Below are 16083 nucleotides of genomic sequence, written 5' to 3'. Positions count from 1 at the left end.
GGGTAAAGTATAAGTATTATTAACCGGTTTTCTAATGTTAGACATAATTGAACATTATTGTTAGCATTTGAAAGCCGGTTTTTTGCATATCATTGTATTTTTATAGGGAGGTGTGTGGTTCATTTCTTGTGTATAAGATGTTGTTTTTATATTGAAAAGGTTCTATATATTGTATAGAGATAGTTCGATTTAACCGAAAAACATCAATATATACTACTAAATCGATAATTCCTGTGAGTTATAACGATGTGAATAAAACTTATGTGAAAATATGAAAATCTATGCGTTTTAGTCATAATGCACTGGTGAAGTGTATAAAAAATACATTTTAGTCATATAAGTTGACAATACATTGGTTCTGGACTACGATGAAGTCGGTTTAAGGAACGACCAAGAGATCAAACTGTCGTTTATACAATGTTACTCTTAAAGGAGATGGTAATGGTGATAGACATCAAAGACCGCGTAAAAAGTGCGGCCCTCCAAGGTAAAATTGTCACTGCTTCTGAAGCAGCTCTTTTGATTAACCCTAACGATAAAGTTGGTATTTCCGGCTTTACTCCATCCGGTTATGTAAAAGCTGTGCCATTGGCATTGGCAGAAAGAATGGAAAAAGAACCATTCAAAATCGATTTGTGGACAGGTGCTTCTGTAGGTGATGAAGCTGACGGTGCGTTAACTCGCGTTAACGGTATCCATCGTCGTTTCCCATATCAAACTAACAATGACACTCGTAAAGCTTTAAATGGCGGTAAAATAAATTATATCGACATGCATTTAAGCTTGATGGCACAAAACGTTCGCTATGGCTTCTTTGGCGATTTAGATGTAGCGATTATCGAAGCTGCTCAAATCAACGAAGATGGGTCTATTGTTCCTACAACATCTGTTGGTAACTCCCCAACATTTGTGAGCCAAGCAAAAAAAGTTATCGTAGAAGTAAACGTATCCCAACCACTTTCCTTGGTAGGTATGCATGATATCTACGAGCCTCTCGATCCACCATACCGTAAACCAATTCCATTGGAAACACCTGGTGATCGCATTGGTACTGATGCAATTCCTTGCGACCCTGAAAAAATTGTGGCTATCGTTCCTTGCGACATCCCTGATACAACTAGACCTCTAGCTCCTATCGATGATGATGCGAAAGCAATGAGCCAACACTTAATTGATTTCTTCCAAGAAGAAATCAAAGGTGGTCGCTTGCCAGAAAACTTACTTCCATTGCAATCTGGTGTAGGTTCCGTAGCAAACGCTGTAATCAGTGGTCTTGCTAAAGGTCCATTCACTAACTTGTCTATCTTCACTGAAGTTATTCAAGATGGTATGTTTGACCTTATCGATGCAGATAAAGTAACTGTATGTTCCGGTACTGCATTGAGTCCTTCCCCAGAAGGGTTGAAACGTTTCTATGACAATATCGATGAATACCGTAAAAAAATTATTCTTCGCCCTCAAGAAATTTCCAACAACCCTGGTATCGCAAGACGCCTTGGCGTTATTGCCATGAATACTGCAATTGAATTTGATATTTTTGGCAACGTAAACTCTACTCATATTATGGGTAGCAAAATGATGAACGGTGTTGGCGGCTCCGGCGACTTCGCTCGTAGCGCATACCTCACAATCTTCTGTACTAACTCCGTTGCTAAAAACGGCGACATCAGTTCCATCGTTCCTTATGTATCTCACGTAGATCATACAGAACATGACACTATGATTTTCTGTACAGAACAAGGTGTGGCTGACTGCCGTGGTTTGAGCCCAGTGGAAAGAGCTCGTTTGATCATTGAAAAATGTGCTCACCCAGACTACAAACCAATGTTAACTGAATACCTAGAAAAAGCATTAGAAGCAACTAAGAATGCCCATACACCTATGTTGCTTGATGAAGCTCTTTCTTGGCATAAACGCTTCACAGAAACTGGAAGCATGAAAAAATAAACCTGTTTTTTTAGGAGGATGATGAAAACATGGCTTACGAAAACTTAAAAGCCCAAATTGCTGAGTATAACAAACTTTGTGACGAAAGAAGTGCAAAAACTCCAGAACGTCAAAACTTGAAATACAACCGTGTGTATACACCAGTTGATATTGAAGGTTTCGACTATGAACGCGATTTGGGGATGCCTGGCGAATTCCCTTATACTCGTGGTGTACAACCTACTATGTACCGTGGCCGTTTCTGGACAATGCGTATGTACGCAGGTTTCGCAACTGCTGAAGAATCCAACAAACGTTACCGCTACCTAATCGAGTCCGGTGCAACTGGTCTTTCCTGTGCATTCGACTTGCCTACACAAATTGGTTATGACTCTGATGATGTTGTAGCTGAAGGCGAAGTTGGTAAAGTAGGTGTTGCGATCGACTCCTTGAAAGATATGGAAATCTTGTTCGACGGCATCGACCTTGGCAAAGTATCCACATCCATGACAATCAACGCTCCAGCGTCTGTTTTGTTGGCAATGTATATCGCAGTAGCTGAAAAACAAGGTGTACCTTCTACTGAATTGATGGGTACAATTCAAAATGATATTTTGAAAGAGTATGCAGCTCGCGGTACTTACATTTTCCCTCCAAAACCTTCCATGCGTTTGATCACTAATATCTTCGAATATTGTTCTCAATACGTTCCAAAATGGAATACAATTTCTATCTCTGGTTACCACATCCGTGAAGCAGGTTCCACAGCAGCGCAAGAAATCGCATTCACAATTGCAGATGGTATCGCGTACGTAGAAGCAGCTTTGAAAGCTGGTCTTGACGTTGACTCCTTCGCTGGTCGTCTTTCCTTCTTCTGGAATGCTCATAACAACGTACTTGAAGAAGTTGCTAAATTCCGCGCATCTCGTCGCTTATGGGCAACTATCATGAAAGAACGTTTTGGTGCTAAAAAACCAAAATCCATGATGCTTCGTGTACATACTCAAACAGCTGGTTCCATGTTGACTGCACAACAAGTTGACAACAACATCGTTCGTGTTGCTCTTCAAACTGCAGCTGCTGTAATGGGCGGTACTCAATCCTTACATACAAACTCTCGTGACGAAGCTTTGGCTCTTCCTACAGAAGCATCTGTACAAGTAGCTCTTCGTACTCAACAAATCGTGGCTTACGAATCTGGTTTAGCTGACGTAGTTGACCCATTGGGCGGTTCCTACTATGTAGAAGCTATGACTAACGCTATCTATGACGAAGCTATGTCTTACATCAAGAAAATTGATGAAATGGGCGGCGCTGTAGTAGCAATCGAAAAAGGCTACATCCAAAAAGAAATTCAAGAATCCGCTTACAAATGGCAAATGGAAGTTGAATCTGGCTTGCGCACAATCGTTGGCGTAAACAAATTCCAAGTTGAAGAAGAAGCTCCAAAAGACTTGCTTCGCGTAGACGCTTCCGTAGGTGTTAACCAATCCAAGAAAACTCAAGCAGTTCGCGCTAACCGCGATCAAGCAGCAGTTGACACAGCATTAGCAGCTCTTAAAGTTGGCGCAGCTGACGAAAATGTTAACTTGATGCCATTAATTCTTGATGCAGTTAAAACATATGCTACATTGGGTGAAATTTGTAATGTATTGCGCGAAGTATTCGGTGAATACGAAGCTCATTCCACATTATAATATCGGCTAATTTCGGAGGTAATAAATCATGGCAGAAAAACGTATTAGAGTAATCGTAGCAAAACCAGGTCTTGATGGTCATGACCGTGGTGCAAAAGTAGTAGCACGCGCTCTTCGCGATGCTGGTTTCGAAGTAATCTACACAGGTCTTCGTCAAACTCCAGAACAAATCGTTGAAGCAGCTCTTTCTGAAGACGTTAATGTAGTTGCATTATCCCTTCTTTCCGGTGCTCACAACACATTGTTCCCTAAAATTGTTGAACTTTTGAAAGCAAAAGGTATGGGCGATGTACTTGTAATCGGCGGTGGCGTTATTCCTGACGCTGATATCCCTGGTTTGAAAGAAGCTGGCGTAGCTGCTGTATTCACACCTGGTACACCAACTGGCGATATCGTTAAATTCATTAACGAAAACGTTAAATAATTAATGCATGGGTGAGAGGGACTCATTTAGAATAGATGAATCCCTCTATTCCCATATTCGAAGATAGGTGGTGAAGCGAATGGATTTAGTTAAAGGCCTTTTTGAAGGTTCTCGACTAGCCTTAGCACGGTCCATCACAGCTGTAGAAAACGAGTATGAAAATGCCATTGATATTATGAAGGCTATTTACCCTAAAACAGGAAATGCACGTATTCTCGGTATTACTGGGGCCCCTGGTGCTGGTAAAAGTACATTGACAGATAAAGTTGTAAAACATTATTTAGATCAAGGTAAAAAAATCGGTATCGTTGCCATCGACCCAACTAGCCCATTCTCTGGTGGTGCTATCTTGGGGGACCGTATTCGAATGAACGACTTAACATTAAACGAAAATGTATTCATTCGAAGCATGGGCACGCGTGGTAGTCTTGGTGGTTTATCCAAAAAGACTGCAGACGTTGTAAAACTTATGGATGCCTTTGGCATGGATTTAGTTATCATTGAAACAGTAGGCGTAGGTCAATCTGAAGTAGACATTGTAAAAAATGCAGATACTACATTAGTTGTACTTGTTCCTGGTCTCGGTGACGATATCCAAGCTATCAAAGCGGGTATTCTTGAAATCGGCGATGTATTTGCTATCAATAAAGCTGACCGAGATGGTTGCGATCGTTTGAATGTAGAAATTGAAATGATGCTTGACCTTGATTCTCGTGAAGTGAAATGGCGCCCACCAATTAAGCGCACCATTGCTAGCAAGGACCAAGGCGTAGATGAACTCATCGACGCTTTAGATGAACATTTTGAGTATCTTGAAGATTCTGGTGAATTGGAATCTCGTCGAGCAGAACGTACTCGTGATGAAATCATCGCAATGATTAATGAACAAATTGGTCGTTATGTAGCTGAAAAAATCATTACTAGCGACGAATTTAATAGCCAAGTGACAGCTGTTAATGAACGCGAAAGAGATCCTTACACAGTTGTTAACGGCGTAATGACAAGCGTGCTAAAGTAGACGGCGACTACATAGCACTAGAGATTTAGCCTTGAAAAGGAGATAATCGAAATGGCTTTTAAAGTATTACAAGTGGATCACATCGGTATTGGTGTTAATGATTTAGCAGCAACTAAAGAATTCTATAAAAATGCATTGGGTATGGAACATCTTCCTGAAGATGAAATCGTAGAAGAACAAAAAGTAAAAGTATCCTTCTTCCCATGTGGCGATGCTGAACTTGAATTCTTAGAAACTACAACTCCAGATGGCCCTATCGGTAAATTCATCGAGAAAAATGGCGGTCGTGATGGTATCCAACACGTAGCATTGCGCGTTGATAATATTGAAAATGCTATTGCTGATTTGATGGCTAAAGGCGTTCGTATGATTGACGAAAAACCTCGTTATGGTGCAGGCGGCTCCGCAATTGCTTTCTTACATCCAAAAGCAACTGGCGGCGTATTGCTTGAATTATGTCAACGTATGAAATAATACAGTGTCCAATTCACATCATTATGTATGAGTTATAGAGATACATATACATATAATTTCAAGTTATATGTTAAATATGTATCATGCTTGAACTTTAATTATTAATGAAATAAAATGATACTGTAACAAGTTTTATTTGGAGGTGCTATAATGGCAACAGTGCAGGAAAAAATCGAGTTATTGCACGAGAAACTAGCTAAAGTTAAAGCTGCTGGTGGTGAAAAACGCATTGAGAAACAACATGCTCAAGGCAAAATGACTGCTCGCGAACGTTTGGCTAAATTGTTCGATGATAATTCTTTCGTTGAACTTGATCAATTTGTTAAACATCGTTGTGTTAACTTCGGTCAAGACAAGAAAGAATTACCAGGCGAAGGTGTAGTAACTGGTTATGGTACTATCGACGGTCGTTTAGTGTACGCATTCGCACAAGATTTCACTGTAGAAGGTGGTTCTCTTGGTGAAATGCATGCAGCTAAAATCGTTAAAGTACAACGTTTAGCTATGAAAATGGGTGCGCCTATCGTTGGTATCAACGACTCCGGCGGTGCTCGTATTCAAGAAGCAGTAGATGCCCTTGCAGGTTACGGTAAAATTTTCTTCGAAAATACAAATGCATCTGGCGTTATTCCACAAATTTCCGTAATCATGGGTCCATGTGCAGGTGGTGCTGTATATTCTCCAGCATTGACTGACTTCATCTACATGGTTAAAAACACATCTCAAATGTTCATCACTGGTCCTGCAGTTATCAAATCTGTAACTGGTGAAGAAGTAACAGCTGAAGATCTTGGTGGTGCAATGGCTCACAACTCCGTTTCCGGTGTAGCTCACTTTGCTGCTGAAAACGAAGATGATTGCCTTGATCAAATCCGCTACTTATTGGGCTTCTTGCCATCCAACAACATGGAAGATGCTCCATTAGTAGACACTGGTGATGATCCAACTCGTGAAGACGAAGGCTTAAACAGCTTATTGCCTGATAACAGTAACATGCCTTACGACATGAAAGATGTTATCGCTAAAACTGTAGATAATGGCGAATACTATGAAGTACAACCATTCTATGCTACAAATATCATCACTTGCTTCGCTCGTTTTGATGGTCAATCCGTTGGTATCATTGCTAACCAACCAAAAGTAATGGCTGGTTGCTTGGACATCAATGCATCTGACAAATCTTCCCGTTTCATCCGTTTCTGTGATGCTTTCAATATTCCAATCGTTAACTTCGTTGACGTTCCTGGTTTCTTGCCTGGCACAAATCAAGAATGGGGCGGTATCATTCGTCATGGTGCTAAAATGTTGTATGCTTACTCTGAAGCAACAGTACCAAAAATTACTGTTATCACTCGTAAAGCATACGGCGGTTCTTACCTCGCTATGTGTTCCCAAGATTTAGGTGCTGATCAAGTTTATGCTTGGCCTACATCCGAAATCGCTGTAATGGGTCCTGCTGGCGCAGCTAATATCATCTTCAAGAAAGATGAAGACAAAGACGCTAAAACAGCTCAATACGTAGAAGAGTTCGCAACTCCATATAAAGCAGCTGAACGTGGCTTCGTAGACGTTGTTATTGAACCAAAACAAACACGTCCAGCAGTTATTAACGCTTTGGCAATGCTTGCAAGCAAACGTGAAAACCGTGCTCCAAAGAAACATGGTAATATTCCATTATAATTCGATTCGGTAAATATATCATCGAATTTGGGAGATACCTTTCTTGACTACTTTTTTAGAAAGGGGAATGATTATGGAAGGACAAGCAGTTACTACCAATCCGTTACTCATAATGGCGATTAATATGACAGTTGTGTTTGTTGTGTTGATTCTTCTCGGCGTTCTTATGGAAATCGTACATTTAATTGATCCAACTAAGAAGAAAAAAGAAGCACCAGCAGCAGCAACTGCTCCTGTTACAGCTCCAGCAGCAGCTCCTGCTGCACCAAGTGCATCCGCTCAAAATGAGGAAGAAGTAGTAGCAGCTATCGTAGGTGCCATTGTGGCGATGGGGTACTCATCTGAACAAATTGCATCTATCCGACCTACAGCAACAAGTGCTAAATGGCGCTTGGAAGGTCGCTTAAGCGGTAGAGGTTAAAAATTTTTAGGAGGCATTTTAATGAGCAATGCTACAACAACTAACGGTAAAGCTCCATCTCAAGATGTAGTAGCAGTAATCGTTGGTGCATTAGCGGCAATGGGTTATTCCGCTGATCAAATCGCGCATATCCGTCCGATCGTAAGCTACAATTGGAAAATGGAAGGTCGCTTGCGCGGTAATCGATAAGATTATTGCCTAATTAGATAATCACTGAGATTATCCAATTTATATGTGTAAAAAATATTTATAAGTTTAGTGTAGACATACACATTTTGGAGGAATTTAAGATGAAAAAATTCAACGTTACAGTAAATGGTACAGCATATGATGTAGAAGTTAATGAAGTAAAAGGCGCAGCTCCTGCAGCAGCTCCAGCTCCAGCAGCAGCTCCAGCTCCTAAAGCAGCTCCTGCACCAGCACCAGCTCCAGCTGCAGCAGCAGCTCCAGTTCCAGCAGGTGCTGAAACTGTAAAAGCTCCAATGCCTGGTAAAATCTTATCTGTAGCAGTATCCGCTGGCCAAGCAGTTAAAAAAGGCGAAACTTTGTTGATTCTTGAAGCTATGAAAATGCAAAACGAAATCGCAGCTCCACATGATGCTGTAGTTTCCGAAGTTCGCGTTTCTGCTAACCAAACTGTATCCACTGGCGACGACATGGTTGTACTTGGCTAATACCAAGTTTTGTATGGCGCGGCCGTGCCGCGTCATATAACGATTTTATATTTGTGAAAGGGGAACGCATATGGAGGCTTTTGCTGTTGCGATACAATCCGTTATAAACGATAGCGGGTTTCTCGCATTTACAACAGGCAATGCTATTATGATTCTCGTAGGTTTGATCCTATTATATTTGGCATTTGCTAGAGAGTTTGAACCATTATTGTTGGGTCCGATTGCGTTTGGTTGTGTACTTGCTAACATTCCTCGTAACGGTTTTGAAGAAGGCGTTATGGCACTTATTAGCGCAGGTATCTCTCAAGAAATCTTCCCACCTTTAATTTTCCTAGGTGTAGGTGCAATGACTGACTTTGGTCCACTCATTGCGAATCCTAAAACATTGCTTTTAGGTGCTGCTGCTCAAATCGGCGTATTCGTTGCTTTAGGCGGTGCAATGGCTATGGGCTTTACAGCTCAAGAAGCTGCTGCTATCGGTATCATCGGTGGTGCTGACGGCCCTACATCCATTTACTTGGCTACTAAACTAGCTCCTCACTTATTAGGTGCTATCGCGGTTGCTGCATATTCCTATATGTCCTTGGTACCGTTGATTCAACCACCTGTAATGAAATTATTTACGACTCAAAAAGAGCGCGAAATTGTTATGGAGCAGTTGCGTGAAGTTACACGTTTTGAAAAAATCGTGTTCCCAATCGTTGCAACGATCTTCATTTCCTTATTGCTTCCTTCCATTACATCTCTTTTAGGTATGTTGATGTTAGGTAATTTGTTCCGTGAATCTGGCGTAACAGAACGTTTGTCTGATACTTCTCAAAATGCGTTGATCAATACTGTTACTATCTTCTTAGCAACTGGTACTGGTTTAACAATGGATGCGGAACACTTCTTAAGCGTACAAACTATCCTAATCATTTGTTTAGGTTTGGTTGCATTTATCGGCGGTACTGCTGGTGGCGTATTGTTCGGTAAATTGATGAACGTAGTTGATGGTGGTAAAACAAATCCACTTATTGGTTCTGCTGGTGTATCTGCGGTTCCAATGGCGGCTCGTGTATCTCAAGTAGTAGGTGCGAAAGCTAACCCAGCTAACTTCTTGCTCATGCATGCTATGGGTCCTAACGTAGCTGGCGTTATCGGTACAGCAGTAGCAGCAGGTACAATGCTTGCTATGTTGTCTAGCCATTAATAATTAAATAATTATTCACCAAGGTGTGCCTAATTAGGTACACCTATTGGTGAATAAAAAAACCCTTATAAATTATGTAATCATACATGAAAAGGGAATATTTGCAATAAATGCTTTCAGATCGGTCATTAGGTGATTAGCAAGATTTCACAGAATAACCTTCTAGTGCTTTAAATATAGTAGAGGTGGTCACTTGTTATCAATTGAATTAAAAATACTGATTTGTTTTATTTGGGCATTTATTGTATTTTTTATTACTGCACTGATTATCGGTAATGAAGGAAAGGCCAAATGGTTTCAACGTAGAACTAAATATACTTGGTTTAATCGTCGAGGATTTTTAGGGGAAGCGTTATTTTTTGGCTATCCTAAAACTAAAGAGGGTTATGGTATAACTTTTTTGATGGCTTCTGCTATCTGTATTGTAGGCTATATTTTATATCTCATCTAATACAATCAGTGCATTTCTCTGAAGGGAGATGATGATGTATGGGTACTGCGGAACAAACCTTAATCGTCCTTGCAGTCATGGCTGTTTTATTCGTTACGGAAATTATTCCTTTAGCTATTACTTCTCTAGGCGGTGCAATTACTCTAGGTCTTATGGGTATTATTACTCCTAAGGTTGTATTCTCTGGTTTATCTGATAGTACAGTTGTGTTGTTCGCTGGTATGTTCGTTGTTGGTGCTGCATTGTTCTACACTGGTTTGGCTCAAAAAATTGGTGAAACAGTAGTATCTCATGCAGGTACTAGCGAAAATGGCTTAATGCTTGCGATCATGGTTGTTACAGCAACTATGTCTGCATTCTTGTCCAATACTGGTACAACAGCTGCTTTACTTCCAGTAGTTGTTGGTATCTGTGCTGTTGCTAAGATTCCTGCGTCTCGCCAATTGATGCCTTTAGCATTTGCTGCAGGTATCGGTGGTATCATTACAATGGTTGGTACACCACCTAATATCATTGTAAGTGGTACATTAACTAAATTTGGTGAACAACCATTTGGTTTCTTCGAATTTGCTTGGATCGGTATTCCTTTGACTATCGCTACTATTATTTTCATGATGCTCATTGGTAAACATTTATTACCAAAACATGAAATTCAAGATGCTGGCGAAGTTGAGCAAGAAGTAGCTGCTGAAGATATTTCTAACGATCCTAAGAAACAATTGTTCTCTGGTCTTATTCTTTTAGGCGTAATCATCGCTATGATTTTAGGCGATTTCCTAAAAGGTTATGGCATTAACTTACCATTGAGCATGGTTGCAGTTATTGGCGCAATGCTTTGCGTATTAACTGGTTGCTTGAACGAAAAACAAGCTTACACATCCATTGACTGGGTAACAATCTTCTTATTCGCTGGTATGATGCCAGTGGCAACTGCACTTGACCAATCTGGTGCAGGTAAAATGATTGCTAATGCAGTAATCGGCGTTATGGGCTCCGATCCTAGCCCTTACTTTGCAACAGCAGTATTATTTGCACTGTCTTGTGTTATGACTCAATTTATGTCTAACACTGCATCTTGTGCATTGTTGGCTCCTATCGGTATCTCCATTGCCCAAGGTATGGGCGCTGACCCTCATGCTGTATTGATGGCTATCGGCGTTGCTGCATCTTGTGCATTCGGTACACCTGTAGGTACACCTCCAAATACATTAGTACTTGGCCCTGGCCAATACAAATTTACAGACTATGTAAAAGCCGGCGTTCCATTGATCTTAGTTTGCTTCGTAGTAAGCTTAATTATTATCCCAATGGTATGGCCATTCTTCCCTGGTAAATAATAGGGGATAGGTTACTCTACTATAAGAGCACACACGAGGTCGAATCGTAAGATTCGGCCTCGTTTTTTGCTGTGTGCTTTTAGCTTGTATGATTTAAATATAGATTACATATTAGGGACATCAAAAGTAATATGAATTAAACTTATTTGTACAATTAATTTTATAAAATTGACTGTATTGAAAAGATATGATATAGTATATAATATAAGATGTAATTATATACTATTGAATAAGGAGGTCATATATGACAAAAGAAAGATTTAATATGTTAGTTGGTTCTATTGGTGCATTTATTGGTGTATTTGTATTTTTAGCTTATATTCCACAAATTATTGCTAATCTTCAAGGTAATCCTAGTCAACCATGGCAGCCATTATTTGCAGCAGTATCTTGTTTGATCTGGGTATTATATGGTTGGACAAAATCACCTAAACGTGATTTTATCTTAATTGTACCTAACCTAGTAGGTGTAGTTTTAGGTATGCTAACATTCTTAACATCTTTCTAAGTGTTATATGTAGAAAATAAATAGTATTACTTTCTATGGTGAATAATAGGTCTATATTTAATAATAGTGAAGCTATTAAGTTGCTATATAAATATAAATTAGGTCGAATCGTATGATTCGGCCTCGTTTTTTTATGATAATGAATATTGATAATTAAATTCCTAGTATAGTACTAAGTATTTTAATTAAAATGATAATTAGTGCATTCTCATTTATTGAGTATAATACTCAATAAATTAAATGAAAAATAATATCAAAATATAGATAAATGTAGGCTTTTTATGATAAAAAGGAACAATTATTATGCAAAAAAATATACATTTTTTTATCATTTTCATTTGACTTTCAATTAGAACTGTGTGATAATGAGAACATAAGTTGAGGCAAGTGCCTTTCTAAATGATAACAAAAGTTCTGATCTATATTTTTGACGGAGGTCCTAATTATGAGAGTTATTGCTGATGGTTGCATTAAATGTGGTTCTTGCGCATCTGTTTGCCCAGTTTCTGCTATTTCTGAAGGCGAAACTAAATACGAAATCAACGATACTTGCATCGATTGCGGTTCTTGCGAATCCGTTTGCCCAGTATCTGTAATTTCCGCTGAGTAATCACAAATAAAACATGCCCCTCATTGAGGGGCTTTTTATTTTGCCTAAAATTGTGTAACTTAGTATAATAGGACTATTAAGATATATATTATAGTAAGGGAGTTAATCTTGTTTTATACTGTACTAATCATTTGGCTTTTATTAGACCAATTATCTAAATATTATGTAATGAACCATTTTTTGTTAGGTGAATCGTTACCGGTTATTCCTAATGTATTCCATTTAACATATATTATTAATCGCGGCGCTGCTTTTGGAATGTTAGCAAATCAACGTTGGTTCTTTTTGCTCGTAGCGGTTATTTTACTTGGTATATGTGCTTATTATTGGAAGCACTTGTCTAAAGGGCCTTGGATATTGCAAATCGGATCTGCTTTATTAGTTTCTGGCGCCATTGGTAATGGTATTGACCGTTATATGATTCACGGCGTTGTGGATTTCTTTGATTTCCGTGTATGGCCTATTTTTAATATTGCAGATATCGGTATTTGTGTAGGTGTAGCTTTTGTGGTGTATTATTTATTCACTGTGAAAGAAGACCATGAATAATCGATACTTTCAAGGTGATGAAAGATTTTTGAAACTGTGGACATATATAATACGTAGCTATAGAGAGGTAAAGGATGAACGAATATATTGTTAGTGCTGAACAAGAAGGTACGAGACTAGACGTGTTTTTAACGGAACAGATGGAAGGTTCTCGTAGCTATATTCAAACCTTAATTAAAGGCGGTCATGTAACTGTAGGCGGCAAAGTAGGTAAAGCTAATCTTCGTCTCACTCCTAACATGGTCATTCAGGTAGAGATTCCCGAACCTGAATCCGTAGAGGTAAAGCCTGAAGATATTCCATTAGATGTATTGTACGAAGATCATGATATTATCATCGTAAATAAAGCACGTGGTATGGTGGTGCACCCAGCGGTAGGTAACTATTCTGGTACACTTGTAAACGCCTTATTATTCCATTGTAAAGATTTATCTGGTATCAATGGTGAAATTAGACCTGGCATCGTTCATCGTTTAGATAAAGATACATCTGGTGTCATGATGGCTGCCAAAAATGATGCTGCTCATATTGGATTGGCGGAACAAGTAAAAGAGCATTCTGCAAAACGTACATATTGGGCTCTTGTACAAGGTAATATCGTAGAAGAGAAGGGCACCATTAAGGCTCCTATTGGTCGACATCCTAAGGATCGTATGAAAATGGCTGTAGTCTTTGAAAATAGTAAAGATGCAGTTACTCATTTTAGAGTATTAGAGCGTTATGGTCATCAAACCTTGGTAGAATGTAATCTAGAGACAGGTAGAACGCATCAAATTCGCGTTCATTTTGCTCATATTGGGTATCCTGTTGTTAATGATCCATTCTACGGCTATCGCCGTATGGATTTCCCTATTGAAGGGCAAGCATTACATTCTCGCTCTTTAGATGTAAAACATCCGATTACAGGCGAAGACATGCATTTTGAGGCACCAGTACCAGCTGATTTTGAGGCGTGTTTGGAATTCGCTAAGACGTATCGCGAAGATAAACGAAAATAATCTGATAGAACACATTTTGTACTTAATTTTGTACTTAGTTTACTACTTATTGGTATATAGGGGCATAGAGATAGCTATGCTGTAAGGGCGTATATATGGAAAAGAAACGCTTACTGATGGACCAAGACGCTATTATGCGTGCTGTTCGTCGTATAAGTCATGAAATTTTAGAACGCAATAAAGGTTTATCTGATGCACTTATTGTCGGCATTGAACGACGTGGTGTTATATTGGCAAAACGTTTACAAGCCGAAATCGAGCGCATTGAAGGTATCCATATTGACTGTGAGTCATTAAATGTTGCTATTTACCGTGATGATCGTGATGCCCGTCCTAAAGAAGGGGAGCCTTGTACGATTGATACGACGGAAAAGACTATTATCCTTGTGGATGATGTGCTATATACAGGTCGGACCATTCGTGCTGCTTTAAATGCATTGATGACAGCAGGTAGACCTAAATCTATTCAATTAGCGGTGCTCGTCGATCGTGGTCATCGTGAACTACCTATTCGAGCAGATTATGTAGGTAAAAATATTCCTACATCTCATCTTGAAAGCGTATGCGTTGCTGTCGCTGAACTAGATGGTGAAGAAGGGGTTACAATACAGGAATAACCTGTATTGTAACCCCTTTTTGAGTTCACCTGTTTTGCGATACTTTAGTTGTATAGATTTATAATAGAGTACGTAAGTACTTGTAAAACAGTTACTTAATATATTGAGGTGTATAGGTATAGTCCCTATGACCTATACGATTACTTTTATTATGGAAGCATAAGGCTTGTATATCGGTAGCTAATGTGTCGATATGATGCATTGTTTGTCCTAATGCGCTTGTTTCATTAGGTGCTTTAGCCCATTTTTGAATAAGTGGTATTTCGTATTCGTTACGGAGCCATTGACGACCTCGATCGTTAAAGGCTAATAGTCGAGCATATTGTGGGCCTTCTTCCATGGCGTTTTGTAATACATCTTTTGTTATACCTAGTGTGAGATAAGCGCCCATTCGTTGTAAGCGGGCATAGGTATAGCGCTTAGATTTAATTTCTTCTGTGGCTGTAGTCCAAGACGTCTGTTGAGCTGCTTTTGACCATAAATGCTCAATTCCTTCACTGAAATCACCAAATTTTTCTAGCTCTTTTGGCGTTGTACGCCGACTTAAGCTGTGTACCATATCATGGTAACGGTTATAATTCACATAATTACCGTTTTTTATTACTTGAGTCATATCAGATGCAATTGATGGAGGAATAGTAGCTTGCAGTTGAGAGGATAGATTACCAGTGCTAGTGATACATTGAGAGGATAGATTACCAGTGCTAGTGATACATTGAGAGGATAGATTACCTGTACTAGTGATAAGTTGACGCAATGCTGTACCAGATGGTAATTCATCAGTAAGTGTTTCTTCGTGATGATTAGAAGTACGTAAAATAGGTATGTATTCAAGCTTTGCATTATACGCTAAGCCTGCGCGAATATATTCAAGGCCTAATAATGCATTCGGTGTATTGAGTATTTCCGTATCTAAGGCTTTGCGGAACGCCGCACCATAGGACATGCCTTCCTTAATATAGGTCCGCAACTGTTCTTGCGTACCTTTACAATCCATACGTTTGGCTATGTCTATGAGAGCATCTAAATCAGCCGTTTCAGAACCAAAGGAGAGTGCATCAATATCGAGTGCTTTCACCATACGAATGGCACCAGTCCCAAATAATTGTGCGCTACCCGTGGAGTAGAGGGTAGGTAGTTCAATGACGATATCTGCACCACCGAGAATGGCCCAGCGAGCGCGATCAAATTTGGAAAAAATCGCCGGTTCTCCCCGTTGTACAAAGGAGCCACTCATGATACAAATTCGTAGAGCATCTGGATGTAGCTGTGCTAAGGTATGCAGTTGATGAGCGTGACCATTGTGAAATGGATTGTATTCGCAGATAATACCGATTGTTTTCATAGAGACTCCTTTCATTAGTGATAGTGTAACAAAGCCTATAGATACTGTAAATAAATTTTAAGGATATGTAGATAAAAAGAGCCATTATACGCATAAAATTGTGTGTTAATATAAAGTTTTTTGTAGATTTTCTTGGCTCTATAAGCTATAATTAACTGTAAA

General features: G+C 39.4%; 18 protein-coding genes. 17 read left to right on the top strand and 1 reads right to left on the bottom strand.

Annotated features, from left to right (window positions below):
• The first annotated feature begins 441 nt into the window (after positions 1-441).
• The 17 genes from KH364_RS07160 to pyrR all read left to right on the top strand — a co-directional run bounded on the left by KH364_RS07160 (position 442) and on the right by pyrR (position 14576).
• Positions 442-1947 (top strand): acetyl-CoA hydrolase/transferase family protein, encoded by a 1506-nt coding sequence (locus tag KH364_RS07160; protein ID WP_105081967.1) that lies wholly within the window; start codon positions 442-444, stop codon positions 1945-1947.
• A gap of 29 nt (positions 1948-1976) precedes the next feature.
• Entirely contained in the window at positions 1977-3623 is a 1647-nt protein-coding gene (locus KH364_RS07155; RefSeq protein WP_105081966.1) for a methylmalonyl-CoA mutase family protein, read from the top strand.
• A 28-nt stretch (positions 3624-3651) separates the two neighbouring features.
• Positions 3652-4047, top strand: coding sequence for a cobalamin B12-binding domain-containing protein (locus KH364_RS07150; protein WP_251421620.1), 396 nt, complete (start codon positions 3652-3654; stop codon positions 4045-4047).
• A 79-nt stretch (positions 4048-4126) separates the two neighbouring features.
• The gene (gene meaB, locus KH364_RS07145) at positions 4127-5065 is read left to right on the top strand and encodes a methylmalonyl Co-A mutase-associated GTPase MeaB (RefSeq protein ID WP_273299105.1); all 939 of its coding nucleotides are present in this window, start codon (positions 4127-4129) and stop codon (positions 5063-5065) included.
• Between the two features lie 51 nt (positions 5066-5116).
• Positions 5117-5539 (top strand): methylmalonyl-CoA epimerase, encoded by a 423-nt coding sequence (gene mce / locus KH364_RS07140; RefSeq protein ID WP_273299104.1) that lies wholly within the window; start codon positions 5117-5119, stop codon positions 5537-5539.
• Positions 5540-5689: 150 nt separating this feature from the next.
• The gene (locus KH364_RS07135; protein ID WP_273299103.1) at positions 5690-7219 is read left to right on the top strand and encodes a carboxyl transferase domain-containing protein; all 1530 of its coding nucleotides are present in this window, start codon (positions 5690-5692) and stop codon (positions 7217-7219) included.
• Between the two features lie 73 nt (positions 7220-7292).
• Positions 7293-7640 carry an OadG family protein gene (locus KH364_RS07130; RefSeq protein WP_273299102.1) on the top strand — a complete coding sequence of 116 codons (348 nt, stop codon included), beginning with the start codon at positions 7293-7295 and terminating at the stop codon, positions 7638-7640.
• Between the two features lie 21 nt (positions 7641-7661).
• Complete coding sequence (locus tag KH364_RS07125) at positions 7662-7829, top strand: hypothetical protein (RefSeq protein WP_004696483.1); 168 nt, start codon at positions 7662-7664, stop codon at positions 7827-7829.
• A 101-nt stretch (positions 7830-7930) separates the two neighbouring features.
• Positions 7931-8314, top strand: coding sequence for a biotin/lipoyl-containing protein (locus tag KH364_RS07120; RefSeq protein ID WP_009351113.1), 384 nt, complete (start codon positions 7931-7933; stop codon positions 8312-8314).
• Positions 8315-8384: 70 nt separating this feature from the next.
• On the top strand, positions 8385-9506 hold the full coding sequence (locus KH364_RS07115) for a sodium ion-translocating decarboxylase subunit beta (protein WP_273299101.1): 1122 nt from the start codon (positions 8385-8387) through the stop codon (positions 9504-9506).
• A 193-nt stretch (positions 9507-9699) separates the two neighbouring features.
• Positions 9700-9957, top strand: a complete 258-nt coding sequence (locus KH364_RS07110; RefSeq protein ID WP_060923992.1) for a hypothetical protein — start codon at positions 9700-9702, stop codon at positions 9955-9957.
• 38 nt (positions 9958-9995) lie between these two features.
• A complete protein-coding gene (locus KH364_RS07105) occupies positions 9996-11294 on the top strand; it encodes an SLC13 family permease (RefSeq protein ID WP_273299100.1) in 1299 nt (432 codons plus the stop codon).
• 244 nt (positions 11295-11538) lie between these two features.
• The gene (locus KH364_RS07100) at positions 11539-11802 is read left to right on the top strand and encodes a SemiSWEET family transporter (protein ID WP_137660444.1); all 264 of its coding nucleotides are present in this window, start codon (positions 11539-11541) and stop codon (positions 11800-11802) included.
• A gap of 445 nt (positions 11803-12247) precedes the next feature.
• Positions 12248-12412: a 4Fe-4S binding protein gene (locus KH364_RS07095; RefSeq protein ID WP_005386021.1), complete on the top strand. Its 165-nt coding sequence runs from the start codon at positions 12248-12250 to the stop codon at positions 12410-12412.
• Positions 12413-12520: 108 nt separating this feature from the next.
• A complete protein-coding gene (lspA, locus tag KH364_RS07090; protein WP_273299099.1) occupies positions 12521-12961 on the top strand; it encodes a signal peptidase II in 441 nt (146 codons plus the stop codon).
• A 74-nt stretch (positions 12962-13035) separates the two neighbouring features.
• Positions 13036-13959 (top strand): RluA family pseudouridine synthase, encoded by a 924-nt coding sequence (locus KH364_RS07085; protein ID WP_273299098.1) that lies wholly within the window; start codon positions 13036-13038, stop codon positions 13957-13959.
• A 95-nt stretch (positions 13960-14054) separates the two neighbouring features.
• Complete coding sequence (gene pyrR / locus KH364_RS07080; protein WP_009351104.1) at positions 14055-14576, top strand: bifunctional pyr operon transcriptional regulator/uracil phosphoribosyltransferase PyrR; 522 nt, start codon at positions 14055-14057, stop codon at positions 14574-14576.
• A 91-nt stretch (positions 14577-14667) separates the two neighbouring features.
• Here pyrR and KH364_RS07075 read toward each other — a convergent pair whose 3' ends face one another.
• Complete coding sequence (locus KH364_RS07075; RefSeq protein ID WP_273299097.1) at positions 14668-15921, bottom strand: nucleotidyltransferase family protein; 1254 nt, start codon at positions 15919-15921, stop codon at positions 14668-14670.
• Positions 15922-16083 lie beyond the last annotated feature (162 nt).

The sequence above is a fragment of the Veillonella sp. oral taxon 158 genome (assembly GCF_018376515.1).
GTDB lineage: Bacteria > Bacillota > Negativicutes > Veillonellales > Veillonellaceae > Veillonella > Veillonella rogosae.
Note: the sequence above shows the minus strand (reverse complement) of the source record. Positions and strands in the feature narration are given on the sequence as shown.